Raw genomic sequence first — 24,054 nt, 5'->3', positions numbered from 1 at the left:
GCGTCCCGTCTGTCGACGCTACCTCTTGGCGTACGCGCGGGCGTAGGAGTCGCCCGCGATCAGGGCGTCGGCGACCATCTCCGGGGTCACCGGGAACGGCATGTTGTGCGTGGTCTCGCCCTCCGCGGTGGCCGCGCGCCCGATGGCGAGGAGTTCCTCGCGGTCCGGGTCGCCGAGGCCGATCTCGGCGAGGGTCGTGGGCAGGCCCACGGCGCGGCTGAAGCGCAGGTACGTGTCCAGCTCGTCGGTCGGGGCGCCTTCCATGACGAGCTGGGCGAGGGTGCCGATGTTGACCTTCTCGCCGTGCATCATGCCGTGCACCTTGTGCGAGACGGTCAGCCCGTTGTGGATGCCGTGCGCGGCGGCGAGCCCGCAGGACTCGAAACCGAGGCCGGAGAGAAGGGTGTTGGCCTCCGTGACCTTCTCCAGCGCCGGGGTGACCACGTGCGCCTCGGCGGCCAGCCGGGCCTGGGGGCCGTACTCCATCAGCGTCTCCCAGCAGAGCCGGGCGAGCGCGAGGGAGGCCTCGGTGGCGAGACCGCCGGCCATGGCGACCCGGTTGGCGGCCACACAGACCCGGGCTTCGTACCAGGTGGCGAGCGCGTCGCCCATGCCGGAGACGATGAACCGGCTGGGCGCGCCGGCGACGAGCGCGGTGTCGACGAGCACCAGGTTGGGGTTGCGCTGGAAGAAGGAGTAGCGCTCGAAGGCACCGGACTCGGTGTAGATCACGGCGAGCGCGCTGGTCGGCGCGTCGGTGGAGGCCACGGTGGGCGCGGAGACGACGGCGATGTCGCCGAGCGCGTGACCGACGGCCTTCGCGGTGTCGATGGCGGTGCCGCCGCCGATGCCGATGACGACGTCCGCGCCGGCGGCCCGGGCGGCAGCGGCGACCCGGTCGATCTCCTTCTGGGTGCAGAGCCCGCCGAAGACCTCCTTGGTCAGCTTGACCCCGGCCGAGGAGAGGGAATCCGTGACGGCCGTGTCGACGAAGCCCCAGACGCCCTTGTCCGCGAGGACCACGGCGTTCTTCCCGAGGCGGGCCGTGTGCTCGCCCAGGTCGTTCATCGCCCCGGCGCCCTGCACGTACTTGGGCGGGCTGATCATCATGCGCGTACCGACGGTCTTCACGTGAATCCTCCTCATTGTGAATTCAATTCCGCTTGCTTATTCATCCCTATCACGGATTCCGGCGACACTCCGAGATATGCACGGTCCCCCCGCGTACGGGCCTTTCCGCGCCCCGATCCGGGACCAAGGACCCGAACTGTTCCACGGGCTCACCAGGGTAAAGTTCCAGCCAAGCGCCCCGGAAGCGGTGGCGGATCGGCGACGGTGCCAACTTAATACCGTCCCGCAATTCCTATTTCCGCTCCGGACCGGCGTGCCGAGTTCCCCGTCCCGCCTTCCCCTTTCCAGGAAAGAGGCCTCCGTGAAGAAGCTCATCAATTCTCCCGAAAGTGTCGTCGCCGACGCACTGCGCGGAATGGCCGCCGCCCACCCGGGGCTCCGCGTCGAGGCGGAGAAGGGCATCGTCACGCGAGCCGGCGCCGCGGCCGGGGAGCCGGCCGGGAAGGTCGCGCTGCTCTCGGGCGGCGGCAGCGGGCACGAGCCGCTGCACGCCGGCTTCGTCGGGCGCGGCATGCTGGCGGCGGCCGTGGCCGGCCCGGTGTTCACCTCCCCGGTGCCGGACAACATCGCGGCGGCCACCTGTGCGGTCGACGCGGGTGCGGGCGTCCTGCACATCGTGAAGAACTACACGGGCGACATTCTCAACTTCACGATGGCGGCGGAGGACTGCGAGGACGAGGGCGTCAAGGTCGAGCAGGTCGTCGTGGACGACGACGTGGCCGTCGCCCGCACGGAGCACGGACCGGGCCGCCGCGGCACCGGAGCCACCCTGTTCGTGGAGAAGATCGCGGGCGCGCTGGCCGAAGAGGGCGCTCCGCTCGCCGAGGTCGCCGCGGTCGCCCGCAAGGTCAACGCGAACGCGCGCAGCTACGGCGTCGCCCTGACCTCCTGCACCACCCCCGCCAAGGGCAGTCCCAACTTCACGCTCGGCGAGGACGAGATCGAGCTGGGCATCGGCATCCACGGTGAGCCCGGCCGCGAACGCCGGAAGATCATGACGGCCGCCGAGACCGCCGAGGCGATGCTCGACGCCATCCTCGACGACCTCCCGGAGGCGGCCGGCGCCCCCGTCATCCTCCTCGTCAACGGCCTGGGCGGGACCCCTCCCGTGGAGCTGTACATCATGCGCGCCGAGGTCGAGCGGGTGCTCGGCGAACGCGGGATCACCGTGGCCCGGTCCCTGGTCGGCAACTACGTCACCAGCCTGGACATGGCCGGCTGCACCCTCACCCTGTGCCGCGCCGACGAGGAACTGCTGCGCCTGTGGGACGCGCCGGTGGACACCCCGTCCCTGCGCTGGGGCTGCTGACCCCGCCCGCTCTTCCCCTCCCGACACTCTCCAGGAGCCTTTCCCCATGACCGCCACGCCCGCCAGCCCGACCGCCTCCACGACCTCCCCGACCCCGGCCACCGAGGCCGCCGTGCTGGGCACCGCGCTGGACACCGCGCCGGACGCGGCGCTGGACACCGCCTACTTCCGCCGCTGGATCGCCGAGACCAACCGGCTCGTCCGGCGGGACAGCGCGCGCCTCACCGAACTGGACGCGGTCATCGGCGACGGGGACCACGGCGCCAATCTCGTACGGGGCTTCGGCGCCGTCGGCGCGGCCGTGGCCGAGCAGCGGCCCACCACCCCGGGGGCACTGCTGACGCTGGCCGGCACCACCCTGACGAACACCGTCGGCGGCGCCTCCGGCCCGCTGTTCGGCACCGCGCTGCGCCGCACCGGCAAGGTGCTCGGCGACACCGCAGCGCCGACCGTGACGGAGCTGGGGGCCGCGCTCGGTGCCGGGCTCAGGTCGGTGCAGAAGCTGGGCGGCGCGGAGCTCGGCGACGCCACCCTGGTCGACGCCCTGGCCCCCGCGGTGACGGCGCTGGCCGAAGCCGGCGAGGCGGAGCGGCCGCTGCGCGAGGCCCTGGACGAAGCCGTACGGGCGGCCCGCGCGGGCGCCGACGCCACCGGGCCGCTCGAAGCCCGCAAGGGCCGGGCCAGTTACCTCGGCGAGCGCAGCATGGGCCACCAGGACGCCGGGGCCAACTCCGTGGCCCTGCTGATGGAGGCACTGCGCGCCGCGGTCGACGCCCCCGAGGCAGAACTCGTCACCGAGGAGCCGAAGGCATCCGAGACCCCTGCTCCGGCGCAGGAGCAGGCGGAGGAGCAGGCGCCGAAGACCCGTACCGGCCGCGTCGGCATCGTGCTGGTTTCGCACAGCAAGGCGGTCGCGGAGTCCGTGGCGGCGCTGGCGGGCGCGCTGCTCGGGTCGGTCGAGCCGGCTCCGCTGGCGGTCGCGGGCGGCACCCCCGACGGCGGGATCGGCACCAGCGCGGAGCTGATCACGGCCGCCGCCCGGTCGGTGGACGAGGGGCGCGGCGTGGCCGTGCTGTGCGACATGGGCAGCGCGGTGCTGACGGTGAACGCCCTGCTCGGCGAGGAGCCCTCGCAACTGCCCGAAGGCGCACGGATCGTGGACGCACCCTTCCTGGAGGGCGCCGTGGCCATCACGCTGACCTCGGCGATCGGCGGCGACCTCGATGCCGTACTGGCGGCCGCCGAGGACGCGCGCGGCTACCGCAAGCGCTGACCCGCACGCCGACAGCCGGTGGGCGGCCCTCCTCGAGGAGGGCCGCCCACCGGCGTTCAGGGCCGCGTGCCGGTGCGGGCACCCGCCCGTACCCCGCCGTGGCGGCATCGGGCACATGACACCCAGGAAGATCCGCGGTCCGGCCGAGCGGATGCTCGGCTACGCCCACGTCAAGGAGGCCCGGGACCCGGAGACCGCGGGAGACCGGCTGCGCTAGCTCGCCGGGGGGCTGCCCGGCCGGGGCGACCCGTCCTCTCCCTGCGCCGGTACGTCGTCCACCACCCGGGCGTCTCAGCGGAGTCACGGGCCGAACTCCTGGCTCGGACTGTCGGCCTCCGGCCGCCGTGAGTGTCGGTGGGGCTTGGTAGAACTGTTGTCGGACGACACCGCACGGCCGGGGACCGCCACCCGCCATACCGTCAGGAGCTGGGTACATGACCATCGGGACGCACCTGAGCGAGTTCGGCGGCCTGCCCGCCTTCGACTTCCCGGGACCCAAGGACAGCCGTACGCTGCCCGAGCCCGGAGCCGTGGCCTGGCGGATCTCGGTGGCCACCTACGACGCCGACGAGGAGTGGCAGCAGGCCTTCGCCCGCTTCGCCGAGTCCGTGGACACCCGCCAGGTGCGCGCCCTGATCGTGGGCGGCTGGTCCGAGGCGTACGAGACCTCCAACTCCGTGATCGTCGAGGCACTCGCCGGGGCCGCGTCCGAGTTCCCCGCGCTGCGGGCCCTGTTCGTCGGTGACATCACCTTCGAGGAGTGCGAGATCTCCTGGATCAACCAGTCGGACGTGGGCCCGCTGCTGCGGGCGTATCCCGCCCTGGAGGAGTTCGGGGTGCGCGGCGGCGAGGGCCTGGTCTTCCCGCCCGTGCGGCACGAGACGCTGCGCGTGCTCCGGATCGAAACCGGCGGACTGCCCCGGGAGGTGGTGCGCGGGGTCGCCGCGAGCGAACTGCCCGCGCTCACCGAGCTCGACCTGTGGCTGGGCACCCCCGACTACGGCGGGGACGCGGAGCCCGGCGATCTGGATCCGTTCCTGACCGGTGAGCGGCTGCCGTCCCTGCGCCGGCTCGCGCTGCGCAACAGCGAGATCCAGGACGAGGTCGCCGCCGCGCTCGCCACCGCTCCGGTCCTCGGGCGGCTGGAGGTACTGGACCTGTCCATGGGGATCCTGGGCGACGCGGGCGTCGAAGCCCTGCTGGCGGGTGGCCCGCTCACCCACCTCACCAAGCTCGACCTCCACCACCACTACGTCAGCGAGCCGCTGCGCGAGCGGCTCCGCGCGGCGCTCGCCCCGCACGGCGTGGAGGTCGACCTCGGCGACGGGCAGAGCCGAGACAAGGACGGCGAGGCCGAGGACACCGAGCACCGCTACATCGCGGTGGCGGAGTGAGCCGTACGGCTCACTCCGCCACCCCGGCCTCGGCCGCCACCCCGGCCTCCGCGGTCATCCCGGCCTCGGCCGTCACCCCGGCCTCCGCCCCCACCCCCGCCCCCTTCGCCGTCGTCGGCAATCCGGGCAACCGCCGGGTCGCCCTGTTCCAGGACGCCGTGCGCGCCGCCGGGCTGCCCGAAGCGCGGGTGGTTCCCTGGCGGGACGTACTGACCGGCCGGGCCGTCTTCCGGACGGGCGAGTGCGTACGGATCGACTCCCCCGGCGAGGACCCCGAGGTGGAGCGGCTGCTGCGCGGGGCCGCCGACACCACCCGGGTCGAGGGCACCGGACGCTGGTACCGCCGGTTCACCGAGGCGGTGCACGCGGTGGCCGAGGGAGTCCGGTCGGCCGGCGGCACGCTGACGTGCGATCCGGCCGAGCTCGCGGTGCTGTTCGACAAGCGGCTCTGTCACGGGGTGCTGGCCGCCGCCGGGACGCCCGTCCCCGCCTCCCCCACCTCGGGCCCGGGCGCCGTCCGCGCCCCGGTGCGCGGCTGGGAGGAGGTCCGGGCGGTCCTCGCCCTCCCCGGCTACCGCCGGGCTTTCGTGAAGCTCGCGCACGGCTCCTCGGCCTCCGGGGTGCTCGCGGTGGAGACGGGCGCGGGCGGCCGGATCCGGGCCACCACCTCCGTGGAGCGGGCCCCTTCGGGAGCCCTGCACAACTCGCTGCGCCTGCGGCGGTACGAGGACGAGCGGGTGATCGGCGCCATCGTCAACGCGCTGGCCCCCGACGGCCTGCACATCGAGCGGTGGCTGCCGAAGGCTTCCCAGCGGGGCCGCTCCGCCGACCTGCGGGTCGTGGTCATCGGCGGCCGGGCCACCCACGCCGTGGTCCGCACGGCCGCCGGTCCGCTCACGAACCTGCACCTCGGCGGTGCCCGCGGCGATCTCGACGCGGTCATCGCCGCCGTCGCGGAGGCGGGCGGGCGCTGGGAGGCGGACGCGCTCGCCGTCTGCGAGCGGGCGGCGGACGCCTTCCCGCGCACGCTGTGCGTCGGGGTCGATCTGCTGCCCGCCCTCGGCTGGCGGAGCTTCGCCGTGGGCGAGGTCAACGCCTTCGGGGACCTGCTGCCCCGGCTGACGGGACTGCCCGGCTCGACCGCCGAGGGCCAGGACACCTACGCGGCCCAAGTGGCCGCCGTACGACAGGAACAGCATGCACACGCCCCCGCCCGCCCCTGACCCCGGTCCCGGCGCGGACCCCGGCACCGAGCCCGAGCCCGAGCCGGAACCCAAGCTCGAGCCCGAGCCCGAGCCCGACATGAACGAGGTCGTCGGCCGGGACGACCTGCTGCTCGTCACCCTCGACACCCTGCGCCACGACGTGGCCGCGCGGCTGGCCGCCGAAGGCCGGATCCCGAACCTGGCGGCGCACCTGCCCGGCGGGGCGTGGGAGCGGCGGCACGCGCCGGGAAGTTTCACCTACGCCTCCCACCAGGCCATGTTCGCCGGCTTCCTGCCCACCCCCGACGGGCCGGGCCCGCATCCGCGGCTGTTCGCCGCCCGGTTCCCGGGCAGTGAGACCACCGCGGGGCGCACCTGGGTGTTCGACACCCCGGACCTGGTGTCGGGGCTGGCCGGGGCGGGCTACCGGACCGTGTGCGTGGGCGGCGTCGGCTTCTTCAACAAGGCGGCCGCGCTGGGCTCCGTACTGCCCGGGATGTTCCAGGAGTCGTACTGGGAACCGGAGTTCGGGGTGACGTCACCGACCTCCTTCGAGGCCCAGGTGGCCCGCGCCGAGCGGGTCGTGGCCGGACTGCCGCACGACCGGCGGCTGTTCCTCTTCCTGAACGTGTCGGCCATGCACCAGCCCAACTGGTTCCACTCCCCCGGGGCGACCGCGGCGGACGGGGACTCGTGGGAGACGCACGCGGCCGCGCTGGAGTACGTCGACCGGCACATCGGGCGGCTCTTCGACGCGATGCGGTCGCGGCGCCGCTGCTTCGCGATCGTCTGCTCCGACCACGGGACCACGTACGGGGACGACGGGTACACGGGCCACCGGCTCGCCCACGAGGCCGTCTGGACGGTCCCGTACGCACAGTTCCACCTGAACCACGAGGAGCCCGGCCCCCGATGACCCCCATGACACCTATGACGCCCATGACGCCTACGACACCTCTGGCACCTCCGGCATCCCTCAACGGCTTCACACCGTACGAGAGTTACGTGTACGCCTACCCGCACAAGACGGCGTACCGCGCGCTGCCCGAGCCCGCCGAGCTGAGCCGGGAGTGGGCGCGGCAGCCCAAGGACGCCCTGTCCCTCTACCTCCACATTCCCTTCTGCGAGGTGCGCTGCGGTTTCTGCAACCTCTTCACCCGGATCGGTGCGCCGGAGGGGCTGACCACGGCCTATCTCGACGCGCTGGAGCGGCAGGCGAAGGCGGTCCGCGGCGCGCTGGGCGAGGAGGAGCCCCTACGGTTCACCGCGGCGGCCTTCGGCGGCGGGACGCCGACCTTCCTGACGGCGTCCGAACTGGAGCGGCTCTGCGATATCGCGGAGAAGGCCGCGGGCGCCGACCTGCGGGCGGTGCCGCTGTCCGTGGAGGCCTCGCCGGCCACGGCGACGGCGGACCGGCTCGCGGTCTTGGCCGACCGGGGCACGACCCGGCTCAGCCTGGGCGTGCAGAGCTTCGTGTCCGAGGAGGCGCGTTCCGCCGTACGTCCGCAGAAGCGGGCGGACGTGGAGACGGCGCTGGCCCGGGTCCGGGACGCGGCGATACCGGTTCTGAACATCGACCTGATCTACGGCATCGACGGGCAGACGGAGGCGAGTTGGCGCCGTTCGCTGGACGCGGCCCTGGCCTGGCGCCCGGAGGAGCTCTACCTCTACCCGCTGTACGTGCGCCCCCTGACGGGCCTGGGGCGCAGGCCGGGCGAGTCCACGGCCGCCGGCTGGGACGAGCAGCGGCTGCGGCTCTACCGGGCCGGGCGGGACCACCTGCTGGCCTCCGGGTACGAGCAGGTGTCGATGCGGATGTTCCGCCGGGCCGGGACCCCCGGAGAGGGCGCCGACCAGGACGTCGAGCCGGGCGCCTGCCAGACCGACGGCATGATCGGCCTCGGTTGCGGGGCCCGCTCCTACACGGCCGGACTGCACTACTCCTTCGACTACGCGGTCGGCATGAGCGAGATCCGCGGCATCATCGACGACTACGTGAGCCGCCCCGAGGAGGACTTCGCGCGGGCCGGGATCGGCCGCCGGATCGACGGGGACGAGGCCCGGCGCCGACACCTGCTGCAGTCCCTGCTCCAGGCGCGCGGGATGCCCGTGGGCGAGTACCGGGAGCGGTTCGGGAGCGGCCCCTGGGAGGACTTCCCGGTGGAACTGGCGGCCTTCGCGGAGCGCGGCTGGCTCGAGGACGACGCGGAGCTGCTGCGGCTGACGCCGGAGGGGCTGGCGCACTCGGACGCGGCGGGCCCGGCCCTGTTCTCGGCGGACGTGCGGGCCGCGATGGCCGCGTACGAGCGCAAGTGACGGGGGCGGGACGAGGAGCGGAGGGCTCGCCGATGGACCTGACCGTGCTCTACCGGGGGCCGCTGTCCTCCTGCGACTACGACTGCCCCTACTGCCCGTTCGCCAAGCGGCGGGACAGCCGCGAACTGCTGACCGCCGACCGGGCCGCCCTGGAACGGTTCACCGGCTGGGCTGCCGGGAACACCGGCGACCGGCTGTCCGTCCTGTTCACCCCGTGGGGCGAGGGCCTGGTCCGCTCCTGGTACCGGCGCGCCCTGGTGGAGCTGTCGCACCTGCCGCAGGTGCGCCGGGTCGCGATCCAGACCAACCTGAGCGGCCGCACCGGCTGGACCGCCGACGCCGACCGGGACACGCTCGCGCTGTGGTGCACGTACCACCCGGGGCAGACCCCGTACGTCCGCTTCCTGGGCAAGTGCCGGGAACTGGCCGACGCCGGCGTCCGGTTCAGCGTGGGCGTGGTCGGCCTGCCGGAACATCTCGCGCTGGCCCGCCGGCTGCGCGCCGCGCTGCCGCCCGAGGTGTACCTGTGGATCAACGCGGCGGAGGGACACGCGTACACCGATCCAGAGGCGGCCGACTGGACCGCCCTGGACCCGCTCTTCCCGTTCAGCCGTCACCCGCACCGCTCGGCGGGCCTGCCGTGCCGCACGGGCGCCTCGGTGATCTCGGTGGACGGCTCCGGCACGGTCCGGCGCTGCCACTTCGTCAAGGCGGAGCTGGGCAACCTCTACGACGGCTCCTACCGGGCCGCGCTGCGGCCGCGCGCCTGCCCCCTGGCGGTCTGCGACTGCCACATCGGCTATGTCCACCTGGAGACGCTCCCGCTCTACGACGTCTTCGCGGGCGGCGTCCTGGAGCGGATCCCCGCCCTGCCGTGACAGGAGAGGGCGGCGGGTGGGCAAAGCCGCGGAAGATTCACCCGCGGTCACGTCTCCACCACCAGGTCGGCGCATCCGCCGGTCGACTCCCTGACGGCGGGGCCCCACTCGGGCGTGCGCACGTAGTTCACGACCGCGTCGGACCCCAGTGCCTTCAGCCGGTCGGCCTTCTCCTCGCTCAACGTGGTCGAGACGACCCGGCAGCCCAGCAGTTTCGCGAACTGCACCGCGAAGAGGGCGACCGGACCTCAGCTCGACGGCCGTGGACGTGACCCTGGCCGAGCTGCGCCTGGGGCCTTCCTGCCCGCCGACGCGGCCGGCGCCGAGCTGCTGCGGCACCGGGAGGAGGCCCGGTCGGGGAGCGGCCCCGGCGCTGATTCCCGTACCGCCGTCCCGCATGGTGGAACGGGTGTCTCGCCCGCTCCGCCCCTTCGTCTATGCTCCGCGCCATGGCCGTCACCCAGCGCCTCCTGTCGCGCTCCTGTTGTCCCCGCTGACGCCTGCCTGCTCCGGACCGCCCGCCCCGCGCCGCCGACGACGTCCCCGTCGCCCCCGCTTCGCGCCCCGAGGTCCCCCGGCCCCACCGCATCCCCGCGCTGCCCGCGCTGCCCGCACTGCCCGCGCTGCCCGCGCTGCCGTGCATCCCCTTTGCCCTCCCCGAAGGAGCCCGTCCGCCATGAGCAGCAGCCTCGCCCTCCTCGATGTCGCCCAGGCCCACGCCCGTCACACCGAGTTCCGGATCGTCGATGTCCGCACCCCCGGCGAGTACGCCTCCGGCCACCTGCCCGGCGCGCTGAACATCCCGCTCGACCGGATCGGCCGCTCCCTGACCGAGCTGCGCGAGGCCGCGCGGACTCCCGCATTCCTGCCCGCACTTCCCCGCACCCGTGCCACCGCCGCCCCGCAGCCCGATCCTCACCGCGGCGGTGCGTCGCGTCACGCTGCTCCGACGAGGTTTCGCCATGCCCGAGAATCCGCTCCTGCTGCACTGGTTCCTGCCCACGGGCGGGGACGGCCGCGACCCCGGCGGGGTCACCGCCGTCCAGGGGCGCAGCCGCACGGCCACCCGCCGGCCCGCGGACGTTCCGTACCTCGCCCAGGTCGCTCGCGCCGCCGAACAGGCGGGTTTCCACTCCCTGTTGACGCCGGTGGGGCTCGGCTGCGTCGATCCGTGGATCCTGACGGCAGCGCTCGCGCAGCACACCACCCGGATCGGCTTCCTCGTGGCCTTCCGCGCCGGGTTCGCGAGCCCGACGCTGATCGCCCAACAGGCCGACGCCTTCCGCCGGTTCGCCGGTGGGCGGCTCGGACTGAACGTGGTGACCGGCGGCGACCCCGCCGAACAGCGCGCCTACGGGGACGGCCTGGCGCACGACGAGCGCTACGCCCGCACCGACGAGGTGATGGCGGTACTGCGGGATCTGCTGGACGGGAAGCCCGTGGACCACCAGGGCACCCATCTGCACATCGAGGGAGCCCGCCTCACCGATCCGGAGCTGCGCCACCCGGTCCCGCTGTACTTCGGCGGGGCCTCACCCGCCGCCGAGGAGGTCGCCGCCCGGCGGGCCGACGTACAACTGCTTTGGGGTGAACCGCCGTCGGCCGTCGCCGCCCGCATCGATCGGCTGCGCGAGCGGGCCCGTTCGGCGGGCCGTACGGTCCGCTTCGGGCTGCGGCTGCACGTCATCAGCCGGGATTCCGCGGCCGAGGCCTGGGCGGAGGCCGACCGGATCCTCGCCGGACTGGATCCGGCGGCCGTCCGGGCGAGCCAGGAGCGGTTCGCCGCCATGGATTCCACCGGGCAGGCCCGGATGGCGGCCCTGCACGGCGGAATCGCGGACGCGGAACGGCTGACGGTGGCGCCGAACCTGTGGGCGGGCATCGGGCTGGTCCGCGAGGGCGCGGGGACGGCCCTGGTCGGCTCGCACGACGAGGTCGCGGCGCGGCTGGCGGAGTACCGGGCCCTCGGGATCGACGAGTTCATCCTGTCCGGCTATCCGCACCTCGAAGAGGCCTACCGGGTGGGCGAAGAGGTCGCCCCGCGCCTGCGACGCGCCCTGACCGGGGCGGCGGCCGCGTGACCGCGCTCACCACCGAGGCCCCCCGTCAGGCCGCCGCGCCCGAAGCCCCGTCGGACACGGCGCCGCGGCGGTCCCGTGCCCGGATCCGGGAGGCACTGCACTGGACCGCGCTGCGCCTCCTCGCCCTGACCGTGCTGCTCGCCGCCTGGCAGGCGGCGGTGGCGGCCGAGCTGTGGCCCAGGGTGCTGGTCCCCTCGCCCGGTGAGGTGTGGCGGCAGTTCCTGCTGGCGTCCACCACGCACGACGGCGTGCGCGGCTACGGAGGCCATCTGCTGATCGAGCACCTCGGGGTGAGCCTGGGCCGCATCGGCACCGGTTCCGCGTACGCGGTGCTGGTGGGGGTGCCCCTGGGGCTGCTGATCGGCACCGTCCGGCCGCTCGCGGTGGTGCTGGAGCCGGCCGTGACCTTCCTGCGCACCCTGCCGCCGCTCGCGTACCTCTCGCTGCTCGTGATCTGGTTCGGCATCGACGAGGCGCCGAAGATCTGGCTCCTGGTGATCGCCGCGCTGCCGCCGATCGCCGCGGCCACGGCAGCCGCCGTACGGACCGTCCCCGGCGAACTCGTCGAGGCGGCAAAGGCATTGGGCTCCGGACCGGCGTCCCTGCTGCTGTCGGTACGGCTGCCGTCCGCGCTGCCGGAGATCCTCACTGGCATCCGGATCGCCGTCGGGGTCGCGTACACCTCGGTCGTGGCGGCGGAGACCATCAACGGCGTGCCCGGCATCGGCGGCATGATCCGCGATGCCCAGCGCTACAACCAGACGGCCCTGGTGATCGCCGGCATTCTCGCCATCGGACTGTCCGGGATCGTGCTCGACGCCCTGCTCCGGGGGATCGAGCGGTTCGCCGTCCCCTGGCGCGGCCGAAGCTGACGCCCGCCCCCTCCCCCCTTCTTCCCCAACGCCCTTTCTCACTCATGGAGTTCCCCCATGCCCAGAAACGCATCCCGCCGCGCCCTGCTGCTGGCCGCCGCCGTCGCCCTGACCGCTTCCACCACCGTCGCGTGCGGGGCGGACGGGGACGACTCGGGGGCCGGGCCGGGGCGGATCAGCGTACGGATCGCCTACCAGGCGATACCCAATGCCGACCTGATCGTGAAGAACCAGAAGCTGCTGGAGAAGGCCCTGCCCGAAGCCGATGTGAAGTGGGTGAAGTTCGAGTCCGGCGGTGACGTCAACACGGCCGTGATCACCGGATCGGTGGACCTGGGCCTGGCCGGGTCGAGCCCCGTCACCAAGGGGCTGTCGGCCCCGCTGAACATCCCGTACAAGGTGGTGTGGATCCACGACCTGATCGGCGACAACGAGGCGCTGGTCGCCAAGCCGGCGATCGGGTCGGTCAAGGACCTGGCCGGGAAGAAGGTGGCCACACCCTTCGGATCCACCGCCCACTACTCGCTGCTCGCCGCGCTGAAGGCCGCCGGGGTGGACGCGGCGGCCGTACAGACCATCGACCTCCAGCCGCAGGACGCCCTCGCCGCGTGGAAGCGCGGGGACATCGACGCGGCGTACGTGTGGACGCCGACGCTGAGCGAGCTGACCAAGGACGGGAAGGTGCTCATCACGAGCCGGCAGCTCGCCGAACAGGGCAAGCCCACCGCCGACCTGGGCGTGGTGACGAACGCGTTCGCGGCCAAGCACCCCGAGGTGGTCACGGCCTGGATCAAGGCGCAGGACCAGGCCGTCGGGCAGGCCCGTACGGCCCCCGACCAGGCCGCGAAGTCCATCGGGGCGGAGCTGGGGCTGGCCCCGGAGGAGGCCAAGCGCCAGCTCTCGGAGCTGGTGCTGCTGAGCGCGAAGGAGCAGACCGGCCCCGACTACCTCGGCACGCCCGGCGCCCCCGGAAAGCTGGCGGCGACCCTGCGCGACGCGGCCGTCTTCCTGAAGGAGCAGAAGAAGGTGGACTCCGTTCCGGACGAGGCCGCCTTCGGCCGGGCCCTCGCGGTGGAGGAGCTCGGCCGTGCCGCGAACTGAGCCCGCCACCCACGGCGCCCTCGACACCGCCGACGACAGCGACAGCGACAGCGACAGCGATACCACCCCCGCAGCCACCGCCGACGGGGCGCTCGCCGTGGACCTCGCCGGAGTGTCGGTCCGCTACGGACCGGCGAAGCAGCCCGTGACGGTGCTCGACGCGGTGGATCTACGGGTCTGCGCAGGCGAGTTCGTCGTCCTCGTGGGCCCCTCCGGCTGCGGCAAGACCACCCTGCTGCGGGTGATCGGCGGCTTCGCGCAGCCCGCCTCGGGTACCGCCCTGGTCCGGGGCGCCGCTCCGCGCCCCGGGCGGGGCGCGGGGGTGGTGTTCCAGCAGCCGAGGCTGTTCCCGTGGCGGACCGTCGGCGGGAACCTCGGCTTCGCGCTGGCCCGCCACGGGGTGCCGCGGTCCCGGCGGCCCGACCGGATCGCCGAGTTGCTGGACCGGGTGGGACTGCCCGGCATGGCCGGCCGCCGCACCTGGGAGCTGTCCGGCGGCCAGCAGCAGCGGGTGGCGCTGGCCCGCGCCCTGGCGGCGGAGCCCGAACTGCTGCTGATGGACGAGCCGTTCGCGGCTCTGGACGCGCTGACCCGGGAACGGCTCCAGGAGGAGGTCCGCTCCCTGGCCGGGCGGCTCGGCACGACGGTGCTCTTCGTGACGCATTCGGTGGAGGAGGCGGTACTGCTGGGATCCCGTGTCCTGGTGATGGCGGCGGGGCCCGGCCGGGTCGTGGAGGACCTGCCGGTGCCGCTCCCCCGCGACCCGGCGACGGACGTCGCGGGGTTGCGGGCCTCCCCCGAGTTCGCGCGGCTGCGCGGCCGGCTGGCCCGGGCGCTGCGCCCGGGCTGACCGCCGCCGCTCACCCGCAGCTCCTCGCCCGCAGCTCTTCACCCGCCGCCCCTCACCGGGCCGCGCTCCTCAGATCTGGCCCGCCGCCAGGCTGCTCCCGCCCAGGGTGAGTGCGGTGTTCACCAGGCCGACGTGGCTGAACGCCTGCGGGAAGTTGCCGAGTTGGCGTCCGGAGACGGGGTCATACTCCTCGGCGAGGAGTCCGAGGTCGTTGCGTACGGACAGCAGCCGCTCGAAGAGCTCCCGCGCCTCCTTCTCCCGCCCGGTCAGGTACAGGGCGTCGGTCAGCCAGAACGAGCAGGCGAGGAAGGCCCCTTCGTCGCCGGGCAGGCCGTCCACGGAGAGCCCCTCGGTGCTGTAGCGGCGGACCAGGCCACTGCGGCCCAGCTCCTCGCGGACCGCGTCGACCGTGCCGACGACCCGGGGGTCGTCGGGCGGCAGGAAGCCGACGCGGGGGATGAGGAGGGTGGCGGCGTCCAGCTCGCGGGAGCCGTAGTACTGGGTGAAGGTGCGCCGCTGCGGGTCGTAGGCGTTCTCGCACACGTCGCGGTGCACCGCGTCCCGCATGGTGCGCCAGCGCTGTACGTCGCCGGGGAGTTTGGGGTTGAGTTCCAGGGTGCGCACGGCACGGTCCGCGGCGACCCACGCCATCACCTTCGAGTGGGTGAAGTGGCGGCGCGGGCCGCGCACTTCCCACAGGCCCTCGTCGGGGCGGTGCCAGTTCTGCTCCAGGAAGTCGAGGAGCGCGAGCTGGAGCTTCCAGGAGTGCCACTCCGCGGGGAGTCCGGCGGAACGGGCCACGTACAGGGAGTCGAGGACCTCTCCGTACACGTCGAGCTGGAGCTGGTCGACGGCCGCGTTGCCGACCCGGACGGGCGCGGAGCCCGCGTACCCCTTCAGCCAGGGCAGCTCGCTCTCCGGGATGCGCCGCTCGCCGCCGATCCCGTACATGATCTGCAGGTCGGCCGGGTCGCCCGCGACGGCCCGCAGCAGCCACTCCCGCCAGGCGCGGGCCTCGTCGAGGTAGCCGGTGGCCAGCAGGGAGCCGAGGGTGAGGGTGGAGTCGCGGAGCCAGCAGTAGCGGTAGTCCCAGTTGCGGACGCCGCCGAGCTCCTCCGGCAGGGAGGTCGTCGCGGCGGCGGCGATCCCGCCGGTCGGGGCGTAGGTGAGGGCCTTGAGGGTGATCAGGGAACGCACCACCGCGTCGCGGTAGGGGCCCTCGTACGTGCAACGGCCGGTCCATTCCCGCCAGTCGGCGAGGCTCTGCTCCAGCGCGGCGTACGGGTCCAGCGGCTCGGGGCGCGGTTCGTGCGAGGGGTGCCAGGTGAGCACGAAGGCGACGCGCTCGCCGGCGGCGACGGTGAAATCGGAGCGGGTGCTCATGCCCTCGCCCCACGTGTGCACGGAGGGTTCGCTGCGCAGCCACACCGCGTCGGGCCCTGCGACGGCGACCCGGTCGCCCTCGCGGTTGCCGCCGCGCCGGACCCAGGGCACGACGTGGCCGTAGTCGAAGCGCAGGCGCAGGGTGCTGCTCACGGCCGATTCACCGGTGAGGCCTTCGACGATCCGCATCAGGTCGGGCGCGCTGTCGCGCTGCGGCATGAAGTCGATGACCTTGAACGAGGCGCCGTCCTCGGTCTCCCAGAAGGATTCCAGGACGAGGGTGCCGTCGACGTAGGCGCGGCGGGCGCAGCGCGCGGAAGCGGGGGCGGCCGACGGGGCGATGCGCCAGTGGCCGTTCTCCTCCTCTCCGAGGAGGGCGGCGAAACAGGCGGCCGAGTCGAAGCGCGGCAGGCACAGCCAGTCGATGGACCCGTCGCGACCGACCAGTCCACTGGTCATCAGGTCGCCGATGAGTGCGTAGTCTTCGATGGGTTGTGTCATTTAGGGCACTTTCCCTCGAAGGCCCGCACTCAATCAGCCCGTACGGGTCCCCGCGCGGAGCCGCCCCGGGACGGCCGCCTCCGCTCAGTTCCGCACGAGGAGCAGCACGCCCGCGGTGACGACGCCGAGGCCGACCGCGAGGGCGCCGTGGGCGAGGCGGTGGCCGCGCAGGACGGGCAGGAAGCGGTCGACGGCGTACCGGCCGGGGCCGGTGAGCGCGAGGGCGGCGGCGCCGACGGTGAGCAGGAGCTCGTACTCGATGCCCCGCGGGGCGAAGAAGGAGCCGACGCCGTGCACGGCGATCGCGTTGATCATGGTGCCGACCAGGGCGGCGCCCGCCAGCGGCGTGAGCAGCCCGAGGACGAGGCCGAGCCCGCCGAGGGTTTCGGTCAGGCCGGCGAGGACGGCCATGGCGTCGCCCGCCGGGTAGCCGCTGGCGGTGAAGAACTGGCCGGTACCGCTGATGCCGCCGCCGCCGAACCAGCCGAAGAGCTTCTGGACGCCGTGGCCGGCCATGGTCAGTCCGAGGACCACGCGCAGGAGGAGCAGGCCGACGTCGTGGGCGGGGGTGGACGGCGCGGCGGCGGAGCGGTGCGCGAGGGGCGCGGCCGGTTCGCCGGTTCGCGGCTTCGGCGTGGTGACGGAGGGGCTGGTCATGGGGGTCCTTCCGGTCGGGCGGCGCGAGGGGGATCGTTCCACTCATTGTTCAAATTCGAACGACTTCCCCAGACCCTAGCCGCGCATCCACCGTCGATTCAAATTGGAACGGCACGTGTAGCCTGGATCCATGGCTGAAACGAAATGGCTGGACGACCGCGAGATGCGTGCCTGGCACGGGTTCCTGGCCGCTACCGCCTTGGTCGGCCGCCGCCTCGATCAGCAGCTCAAGGACGACTCCGGACTCTCCCACCCGCAGTACGAGATCCTCGTACGACTCGCCAGGGCGCCGGAGGGCGAACTGCGCATGACGGAGCTCGCCAACGGGCTCGTCAACTCCAAGAGCGGCCTGACCTACCAGGTCACACAGATGGAGAAGGCGGGACTGGTCCGTCGCCGCACCTGCCCGTCCGACGTCCGCGGGATCTACGCCGTCCTCACCGAGGCGGGCCGTGCCCGGCTGACGGAGGCCGCGCCGGGCCACGTGACCACGGTGCGCGAGGTCCTGGTGGACGTCCTCACCCCCGAACAGCTCGACGCGCTCGCGGACGGGCTCGGCGAAGTCAGCCGCCGACTGCGACCCCAGGGCGCCGCCTGATGGACACGACGACTGTCTGGCTCGTCGTGGCGGCGGTGGTGGCGGCCGGCCTGGCGGTCACCGCGGCCGTGCTCCTCGTACGGGTCTTCGCGGCCCGCAAGCTCCTGCGCGACGCGGGCATCCCCCTGCGCGACAAGGCCCTGTTCTGGGCCGCCGTGGCGTACACGATCTCCCCGGTGGACCTGATTCCCGACCCGGTCTACCTGGACGACATCGGCATCCTGCTCCTCGCCCTGCGCTCCCTCCACGCGGCGGCCTCGGCGGCCCGCCCGCCCAAGGAACTCGACGCGGCGTAGGACATCGGCGACTTCCGGGGCCACCGGGTCAGCTGACCCCGCGCGGGCGGAACTGGACGCTGATGCGGGGGCCGACCGGACGGGCCGTCTTGGGGACGGCGTGCTCCATCGTGCGCTGGCAGGAGCCGCCCATCACCACCAGGTCGCCGTGACCCAGGGGGAGGCGGAGCAGGGTGGGGCCGCCGTCGCGGGGGCGCAGGGCCAGGTCACGGGGGTCGCCCACCGAGAGGATGGCGACCATCGTGTCCTCGGTGGCGGAGCGGCCGGTCCGGTCGCCGTGCCAGGCGACGCTGTCGCGGCCGTCGCGGTAGAGGCACAGGCCCGCCGTGGCGAAGGGTTCGCCCAGCTCGGGGGCGTAGTGACGACTCAGAACGTCCCGGGCCTCGGTGAGGGCGGGGTGCGGCAGCGGGTCGGCCTCGCCGTAGTGGGCGAGCAGCCGCGGGACCGCCACCTCCCGCTCGTACATCCGCCTCCGCTCGGCGTGCCACGGGACGTCCGCCGCGAGCCGCTCGAACAGCGCGTCGGCGCCGGTCAGCCAGCCCGGAAGGTGATCGACCCAGGCCCCGGCACCCAGCTCGGTGCGCCGGACGCCCCCCGGCGGGCCGAGCCGGATCTCGTCACCCTGATCGAAGAGCGAGCCCTGGAGTGCGTGCATGGGTCCAGGGTAACGCGAGATTCGAACGCTTGCACGAATGACGGGGCGGGATCGTGGTGCCCCGCCCCGCCACTCCCCGGCTGCTCCCCCGCTACTTCAGGTAGGGCCCGGTGGCGCCCACCTTGCCGGGGGCGGCGTTGCTGCCGCCCAGGTCGAGCACGTAGACCCGCATGTTGCCCTTTCCGGGGGCCGGGACGGACAGGGTGCCGTTGGAGACGGTCTTCACGTCGCCGGTGACGGCGTCCTTGTACGTGCCGTTGGGCACGCCCGTGTACGTGGCGGCCCCGGTGACGGCCACCAGGGCGAAGCTGTCCACTCCGGTGGCGGTGTCGGTGTAGCGGCGCTTGAAGGCCATGCCCCCCGAGACGCCCTCGGTGGAGTACTGGCCCATCTGGAGCGCGGGCACGGCGCGGCGGATCTCGTTCAGCCGCTGGAGGTGTTTGACCAGGGGGGATTCGAGGGTGGTGGCGACCGGCCCGGTGGCGTTGGCGACCTTCGAGAAGCCGGAGGCGGTGACCGTCCCCGCGATCCTGTCCCCGTAGTACGCACGACCGGTACCGGCGAGCGGGCAGGTCGGGCCGCAGTCGATCTGCTTGCCGGCCTGGAACTCGGTCTCGGAGCCGTAGTACAGGGTCGGGATGCCGCGGAAGGTCCACATCAGGGCCATGTTCTCGGCCCAGGCGTCGGTGCCCCCGGCATAGCGGGTGGAGGACTTTCCGGGGCCGTAGTCGTGGCTGTCGACGTAGACGACGTTGTAGGTGGCGTCGTTGTAGCTGTCGTCGGAGTCCTTGCCGTTCTGGAAGGCGTTGTTCGCGTCGCCGAAGTTCATGTGCATGCGCATGTCGATGACGTTCATGCCGGAGAACTTGCTGCGGTCGGGGGCGTGGTACTGGTTCCCGTTGAGGAAGGCGTTGGTACTGGTCGGCTGCTTCGCCGGATCGTTGTCGGTCGCGTACTGCTGGACGGCGGCGGTGGCGTCGTCCGCGCTGTACGTCGCCGACTCCTTCCAGGTGTAGTACTGGGCCGACTGGTTGGCCGAGCCGCGGTTCCACTTGTCGTTCACGAAGGAGCCGACCTCGCCGAACACGTAGAAGTCCTGGGCCTTCTGGGCGCCGAACTGCTGGGCCACGCGCTGCTGGATGGCGGGCAGGAAGCGGCGGTTCCAGGTGACCCGGGGAATGTGCACCGCCGTGTCCACGCGGAAGCCGTCCACACCCATGTCGATGTACTTGTTGTAGGCGCCTATGAGGTAGTTCTGGACGGCCGCGTTCTCGGTGTTGAAGTCGGCGAGGTCCTCGTGGATCCAGCAGGAACGGGCGTCCTCGCCCTCCCAGTTGCCGATCCAACACTGGTGGAACAGGGCCTTGGGGAACATGCCCGAGGTGGGATTGGGCCACTGGCAGTTGTAGATGGTGTAGCCCTCGGCGCTCTTGTGCTGCGTGGCCACGCCCCAGTTGACGCAGGTGTTCCCGGCCGGCTCGGCGGTCGACCACAAGTCACCGTTGTAGTACGACTTCCCGCTCTTGGGGTCCACGGTGAGGCCGTCGTACTCAAAGCCGGCCTGCTTCTCGTCGTAGTACCAGGACCACTGCGCGTCGCGCACGCCGTAGACGGTGGGCGTGAACAGGCCCTTGGCCCCCACGCGGGAACTGTGGTTGTAGACCACGTCCTGGTAGATCTTGACGCCCTTGGCGTGGGCGGCGTTGATGAGGTCCTGATACGACGCTCCCGCCGATTCCAGCCGGGGGTCGACCTTGTAGAAGTCGTAGCCGTGATAGCCGTGGTAGTCGTAGTCGGAGCGGTTCAGGACGACCGGGGTGATCCAGATCGCGGAGAAGCCGAGGGCCTTGACGTAGTCGAGCTTCTCGACCAGACCCTTGAAGTCCCCCCGGAACATGGGGTCGTTGCCGGCGGCGTTCCCGGACTTCACGTGCTGGCTGCCGCCCCGGTTGTTGGCGCCGTCACCGTCGTTGAAGCGGGCGGTGAGCACGAAGTAGATCGGGTCCTTGCGCGGGTCTCCGCCCAGCGGCGCGGATCCGGCGGGGGCCGGGGGCCTGGTTCCGGTGGTGGCGACGGCCGCGGCGGACGGGGCGGAGACGTTCCCGGCCGCGTCCACCGCCTTGACCGTGTAGGTGTAGGCGGTGCGCTCCTCCAGGTTGGATTCGGTGAGCACCGTGGAGGTGACCGAAGTGACCACGGTGCCCTTGGTGCCGCCCGAGCGGGTGACCTGGTAGCCGGTCACTCCCCGGTCGTCCGTGGCCGCGTCCCAGGTCACGACGGTGGACACGTCGGTGGCGGCCGCCCGGAGGCCGGCGGGCGCGGTGGGCGCGGTGGTGTCGGGGACGGTGGCGGCGCACGGGTCGGCTGCGTTCGCGGTGACCGTGGTGTTCTTCACCGTGGACAGGCCCGCGCCGAGGGCGTAGTTCCTGCCGTTGTTGTTGTCCCAGGTGCCGTTGCCGTTGTTGAAGGTGGCGGCGAGGCCGGCGGCCGAGCCGAGCGACACCGTCTTCTTCACCCAGCCCGTGCAGGCCGGGTCCATTCCGGCGCCGGGGGCGGTGGTCCAGGAGCCGCCGGTCGGGGCCCAGTGCAGATTGACGGTCGGCCAGCCGACCGTCGTCGTCGCGTAGTAGACGGTGGCGCTCGCACCGGTTCCCGTACCGCCGCCCGGGTCCGCGGCGCAGGGGTCGCTGTGCGCCACGACCCCGTCCTTGACGGTGATGACCCCGGTACCCAGGGCATAGTTCTTGCCCCCGTTGTTGTCCCAGGTCCCCTGGCCGTTGTTGAAGGTCGCCTGAAGGCCGGCGGCCGAGCCGAGGCTGACGGTCTTCTTCACCCAGTCGGTACAGGCGGCCTCCATCCCGGTGCCGGGCACACTCGTCCAGCTCCCGCCGTCGGGAGCCCAATGCAGTTTGTAGGCGGCCCAGTTGCGGGTCTTGGTGTAGTAGAAGACCGTCGCCGTTCCGTCGCCCGCCGCCGTCACGGCAGCGGGTGCCGCCTCGGCGAGAGAAGCTCCGGCGGCCGGCAGCGCGGCCGCCAGACTTCCCGCGACGGCCAGGGCCAGGGCAGTGGACCGCCCGCTGGGATGCGATCGCGTACGTGATCTCAAGGTCTGCTCCTCGAAGCGGGGCCCAACAGCCCTGCGGCTCCGCGGCATTGAAAACTTGCCGCAAGGTTTTGCGGGGAGGTTAGCGGCCTGTCACCAGCACGTGAAGCCCTTGTGAACCGGAAATCTCGCCACCGCGCACATCGGGGTAGGCCTCGTGGACCCTTTGTGGGGAGAACTTACGCAATGGCTTGCAGAAATTTTCTCCGGACGGGCGCGGGCGAGGGCGAGGGCCGGGCCGACGCGACCGTCGATGGCTTATCGATAAGTCGACATAGGCGATGTGGGCGCCCCCACGGGACCGGCGGGACCCCGGGAACCGGCTGGAGGCCCTGGAGGGCCTGGGCCTCCAGGGCCTCCAGGGCCGGCCAGGCCCTCCGGGGCCGAGCGGAGTCTCGCGGGCAGGCCGTACGCCTCCCCGCCGGCGTCCCCTACCGACCGCCGCGCAGGGTTTCGATCTCGCGGCGTTCGCGCTTCGTCGGGCGGCCCGCGCCGCGGTCGCGGATGCCGACCACCGCCGCCTCCACCGGGGTCGGCGGCGGCGGGCTGTTGTCGGTCAGGCATTCCGCGGCGGCCGGGGCGCCGACCCGCTTGGAGACCGGGCGCCGGACCACCACGATGCGCTCGCGCCCGGCATGGAACAGGCGCACCTCGTCCCCGGCCCGCACCGCCTGGGCCGGCTTCGCGCGCTCCCCGTTGACCCGCACGTGTCCCGCGCGGCACGCCGTGGCGGCGATCGCCCGCGTCTTCGTCAGCCGGACCGACCAGATCCACACGTCGACCCGCGCCGACCCCGCGCCTGCGGTTCCTTCTTCAGCCATGCCCCGACTTTAGCGAGACGGGCCGGGCCGGCCGAGCCGCGGAAACGGAATGATTTTTGGCGGTTCCAACAAGTGCGATGGCATCTGCCATGGATATCATCCCAATGGAATTGCAAATGCCGGACAGGTGCCCCTACCTTGTCGCACATGCAGTCCTACACCATCGGTCAGGCGGCCCGTCTTCTGGGCGTCAGCCCGGATACCGCACGCCGCTGGGCCGACGCCGGCCGTGTCGCGACCCATCGCGACGAGGGCGGACGCCGGCTGATCGACGGCCGCGCCCTGGCCGCCTTCTCGATCGAGGTGGCACAGGGGGCCCACGGCGAGGAGGGCGAGACCTGCACCTCGGCGCGCAACGCCTTCCCGGGCATCGTCACGGCCGTGAAGCTCGGCGACGTGGCCGCCCAGGTCGAGATCCAGGCCGGTCCCCACCGCCTGGTCTCCCTGCTCACCCGGGAGGCCGTCGAAGAGCTCGGACTGCGGGTCGGCATGCGGGCCACCGCCCGCGTGAAGTCGACCAGCGTGCACATCGACCGCGCCTGACCCCGCTCCGCACCACCCGGCACCACCCGGCAGCACCCTGTCCGGCAGCACCCGGTCCGGCTCCGCTCAGCACCGCCGAGCACCGCCGAGTCCCACCGAGTACCGCTCAGTACGACGCGTCCCCACCCGCTCCGTCCGTCACCGGCGCGGGTCACCACCGCGCGGATCCGGCACCAGGCCGACCGCCGACCCGACCGAGGAGCACCAGCTCATGTCCCCGATCCTGCCCCTGAACCGCCGCACCACCGCGCTCACCCTCTCCGCCGCCCTGCTCGTGCCGGCGCTCGCCGCCTGCGGCAGCGGCGACGACAAGAAGGACGCGGCCGCCTCCCCGAGCGCCTCCTCGTCCGCCGGGCCCAAGGCCGCGAACCTGACGGTCCTGGCCGCCGCCTCCCTCACGGACGTCTTCAAGACCGCCGGTGCGGCGTACGAGAAGGCGCACCCCGGCACCAAGATCACCTTCTCCTTCGCGGGTTCGCAGGAGCTCGCCGCCCAGGTCAAGCAGGGCGCTCCGGCCGACGCGCTGGTCACCGCCGACACCAAGACCATGACGGGCCTGCTGGCCGAGACCAACGACCCGGCGATCATCGCCAAGAACCGTCTGGTCATCGCCGCCGGCAAGGGCAACCCGTTCAAGATCGCCGGCCTCAAGGACCTCGCCAACACCAAGCTCAAGGTCGTACTGGCCGCGCCCGAGGTTCCGGTCGGCCGCTACAGCAAGCAGATCCTCGACGCCCAGAAGATCGAGGTGAAGCCGGTCTCCCAGGAACCCAACGTCCGCGCCGTGCTGAGCAAGGTCGAGCTGGGCGAGGCCGACGCCGGTCTCGTCTACAAGACCGACACCCTCAAGTCCGGTGACAAGGTCGCCGTCGTGGAGATCCCGGACGCAGAAAACGCCGTGGCCTCGTACCCGGCCGCCTCGCTCAAGGGTTCCAAGAACGCCGAGGCCGCGGCCGCGTTCGTGACGTGGCTGACCACCCCGGAGGCCCAGAAGATCCTCCAGGACGCGGGCTTCCAGAAGCCGTAACCGCCTGCCGGGAGCGGCGAACGGAGAGGGACCGCCCGGTCCGGGGGGACGGGCGGTCCC

22 protein-coding genes and 2 pseudogenes are annotated in these 24,054 nt (G+C 72.8%); 17 read left to right on the top strand and 7 right to left on the bottom strand.

Going from position 1 to position 24,054, the window contains the following annotated elements:
• Positions 1 to 18: 18 nt before the first annotated feature.
• Positions 19 to 1,131 carry a glycerol dehydrogenase gene (locus ACIQV3_RS00660; protein ID WP_403708256.1) on the bottom strand — a complete coding sequence of 371 codons (1,113 nt, stop codon included), beginning with the start codon at positions 1,129 to 1,131 and terminating at the stop codon, positions 19 to 21.
• 301 nt (positions 1,132 to 1,432) lie between these two features.
• On the opposite strand from ACIQV3_RS00660, the gene dhaK reads away from it, so the two are divergent.
• The 8 genes and pseudogenes from dhaK (at position 1,433) to ACIQV3_RS00620 (ending at position 9,506) form a co-directional block, all read left to right on the top strand.
• Positions 1,433 to 2,440: a dihydroxyacetone kinase subunit DhaK gene (gene dhaK, locus ACIQV3_RS00655; protein ID WP_403708253.1), complete on the top strand. Its 1,008-nt coding sequence runs from the start codon at positions 1,433 to 1,435 to the stop codon at positions 2,438 to 2,440.
• A gap of 46 nt (positions 2,441 to 2,486) precedes the next feature.
• Positions 2,487 to 3,212: pseudogene (gene dhaL / locus ACIQV3_RS00650) on the top strand (dihydroxyacetone kinase subunit DhaL); the annotation flags it as partial.
• Positions 3,186 to 3,713, top strand: a complete 528-nt coding sequence (locus ACIQV3_RS00645) for a PTS-dependent dihydroxyacetone kinase phosphotransferase subunit DhaM (protein WP_403709114.1) — start codon at positions 3,186 to 3,188, stop codon at positions 3,711 to 3,713. The pseudogene dhaL and the gene ACIQV3_RS00645, both read left to right, overlap by 27 nt.
• Before the next feature lie 434 nt (positions 3,714 to 4,147).
• Positions 4,148 to 5,107 carry an STM4015 family protein gene (locus ACIQV3_RS00640; RefSeq protein WP_403708250.1) on the top strand — a complete coding sequence of 320 codons (960 nt, stop codon included), beginning with the start codon at positions 4,148 to 4,150 and terminating at the stop codon, positions 5,105 to 5,107.
• A gap of 56 nt (positions 5,108 to 5,163) precedes the next feature.
• Positions 5,164 to 6,330: an STM4014 family protein gene (locus ACIQV3_RS00635; RefSeq protein WP_403709112.1), complete on the top strand. Its 1,167-nt coding sequence runs from the start codon at positions 5,164 to 5,166 to the stop codon at positions 6,328 to 6,330.
• Positions 6,331 to 6,409: 79 nt separating this feature from the next.
• Entirely contained in the window at positions 6,410 to 7,228 is an 819-nt protein-coding gene (locus ACIQV3_RS00630) for an STM4013/SEN3800 family hydrolase (protein WP_403709110.1), read from the top strand.
• A gap of 23 nt (positions 7,229 to 7,251) precedes the next feature.
• Entirely contained in the window at positions 7,252 to 8,628 is a 1,377-nt protein-coding gene (locus tag ACIQV3_RS00625) for an STM4012 family radical SAM protein (protein WP_403709109.1), read from the top strand.
• Between the two features lie 32 nt (positions 8,629 to 8,660).
• On the top strand, positions 8,661 to 9,506 hold the full coding sequence (locus tag ACIQV3_RS00620; RefSeq protein WP_403708247.1) for an STM4011 family radical SAM protein: 846 nt from the start codon (positions 8,661 to 8,663) through the stop codon (positions 9,504 to 9,506).
• 47 nt (positions 9,507 to 9,553) lie between these two features.
• Here ACIQV3_RS00620 and ACIQV3_RS00615 read toward each other — a convergent pair whose 3' ends face one another.
• Positions 9,554 to 9,733, bottom strand: coding sequence for a zinc-binding dehydrogenase (locus tag ACIQV3_RS00615; protein WP_403708244.1), 180 nt, complete (start codon positions 9,731 to 9,733; stop codon positions 9,554 to 9,556).
• 170 nt (positions 9,734 to 9,903) lie between these two features.
• On the opposite strand from ACIQV3_RS00615, the pseudogene ACIQV3_RS00610 reads away from it, so the two are divergent.
• The 5 genes and pseudogenes from ACIQV3_RS00610 to ACIQV3_RS00590 all read left to right on the top strand — a co-directional run.
• Positions 9,904 to 10,308 (top strand): annotated as a pseudogene (locus ACIQV3_RS00610) (rhodanese-like domain-containing protein); the annotation flags it as partial.
• Positions 10,309 to 10,468: 160 nt separating this feature from the next.
• Positions 10,469 to 11,587, top strand: coding sequence for an LLM class flavin-dependent oxidoreductase (locus ACIQV3_RS00605; protein ID WP_403708241.1), 1,119 nt, complete (start codon positions 10,469 to 10,471; stop codon positions 11,585 to 11,587).
• Complete coding sequence (locus tag ACIQV3_RS00600) at positions 11,584 to 12,459, top strand: ABC transporter permease (RefSeq protein WP_403708238.1); 876 nt, start codon at positions 11,584 to 11,586, stop codon at positions 12,457 to 12,459. Before ACIQV3_RS00605 ends, ACIQV3_RS00600 begins: the two co-directional genes overlap by 4 nt.
• Before the next feature lie 57 nt (positions 12,460 to 12,516).
• Positions 12,517 to 13,560, top strand: a complete 1,044-nt coding sequence (locus tag ACIQV3_RS00595; RefSeq protein WP_403708235.1) for an ABC transporter substrate-binding protein — start codon at positions 12,517 to 12,519, stop codon at positions 13,558 to 13,560.
• Between the two features lie 97 nt (positions 13,561 to 13,657).
• Positions 13,658 to 14,410, top strand: coding sequence for an ABC transporter ATP-binding protein (locus ACIQV3_RS00590; RefSeq protein ID WP_403709107.1), 753 nt, complete (start codon positions 13,658 to 13,660; stop codon positions 14,408 to 14,410).
• A 69-nt stretch (positions 14,411 to 14,479) separates the two neighbouring features.
• Here ACIQV3_RS00590 and ACIQV3_RS00585 read toward each other — a convergent pair whose 3' ends face one another.
• Positions 14,480 to 16,294 (bottom strand): glycoside hydrolase family 15 protein, encoded by a 1,815-nt coding sequence (locus ACIQV3_RS00585; protein ID WP_403708232.1) that lies wholly within the window; start codon positions 16,292 to 16,294, stop codon positions 14,480 to 14,482.
• A gap of 84 nt (positions 16,295 to 16,378) precedes the next feature.
• On the bottom strand, positions 16,379 to 16,951 hold the full coding sequence (locus ACIQV3_RS00580; protein ID WP_403708228.1) for a DoxX family protein: 573 nt from the start codon (positions 16,949 to 16,951) through the stop codon (positions 16,379 to 16,381).
• A gap of 130 nt (positions 16,952 to 17,081) precedes the next feature.
• On the opposite strand from ACIQV3_RS00580, the gene ACIQV3_RS00575 reads away from it, so the two are divergent.
• Both ACIQV3_RS00575 and ACIQV3_RS00570 read left to right on the top strand, forming a co-directional pair.
• On the top strand, positions 17,082 to 17,549 hold the full coding sequence (locus tag ACIQV3_RS00575; protein ID WP_403708225.1) for a MarR family winged helix-turn-helix transcriptional regulator: 468 nt from the start codon (positions 17,082 to 17,084) through the stop codon (positions 17,547 to 17,549).
• A complete protein-coding gene (locus ACIQV3_RS00570) occupies positions 17,549 to 17,845 on the top strand; it encodes a YkvA family protein (protein ID WP_403708222.1) in 297 nt (98 codons plus the stop codon). The genes ACIQV3_RS00575 and ACIQV3_RS00570 overlap by 1 nt, the downstream gene beginning before the upstream one ends.
• 28 nt (positions 17,846 to 17,873) lie before the next feature.
• Here ACIQV3_RS00570 and ACIQV3_RS00565 read toward each other — a convergent pair whose 3' ends face one another.
• The 3 genes from ACIQV3_RS00565 to ACIQV3_RS00555 form a co-directional block, all read right to left on the bottom strand.
• Positions 17,874 to 18,500 (bottom strand): alpha-ketoglutarate-dependent dioxygenase AlkB, encoded by a 627-nt coding sequence (locus ACIQV3_RS00565; RefSeq protein WP_403708219.1) that lies wholly within the window; start codon positions 18,498 to 18,500, stop codon positions 17,874 to 17,876.
• A 91-nt stretch (positions 18,501 to 18,591) separates the two neighbouring features.
• On the bottom strand, positions 18,592 to 21,654 hold the full coding sequence (locus ACIQV3_RS00560) for a carbohydrate binding domain-containing protein (RefSeq protein ID WP_403708216.1): 3,063 nt from the start codon (positions 21,652 to 21,654) through the stop codon (positions 18,592 to 18,594).
• A gap of 380 nt (positions 21,655 to 22,034) precedes the next feature.
• Positions 22,035 to 22,424 carry an RNA-binding S4 domain-containing protein gene (locus ACIQV3_RS00555; RefSeq protein WP_274547381.1) on the bottom strand — a complete coding sequence of 130 codons (390 nt, stop codon included), beginning with the start codon at positions 22,422 to 22,424 and terminating at the stop codon, positions 22,035 to 22,037.
• Between the two features lie 147 nt (positions 22,425 to 22,571).
• Between ACIQV3_RS00555 and ACIQV3_RS00550 the strand changes: the two genes are divergently transcribed.
• On the top strand, positions 22,572 to 22,967 hold the full coding sequence (locus ACIQV3_RS00550; RefSeq protein ID WP_403708213.1) for a molybdopterin-binding protein: 396 nt from the start codon (positions 22,572 to 22,574) through the stop codon (positions 22,965 to 22,967).
• Positions 22,968 to 23,178: 211 nt separating this feature from the next.
• The gene (gene modA / locus ACIQV3_RS00545; RefSeq protein ID WP_403708210.1) at positions 23,179 to 23,994 is read left to right on the top strand and encodes a molybdate ABC transporter substrate-binding protein; all 816 of its coding nucleotides are present in this window, start codon (positions 23,179 to 23,181) and stop codon (positions 23,992 to 23,994) included.
• Positions 23,995 to 24,054 lie beyond the last annotated feature (60 nt).

It is taken from the genome of Streptomyces sp. NPDC099050 (assembly GCF_044759865.1).
Taxonomy (GTDB): Bacteria; Actinomycetota; Actinomycetes; order Streptomycetales; family Streptomycetaceae; genus Streptomyces.
Note: the sequence above shows the minus strand (reverse complement) of the source record. Positions and strands in the feature narration are given on the sequence as shown.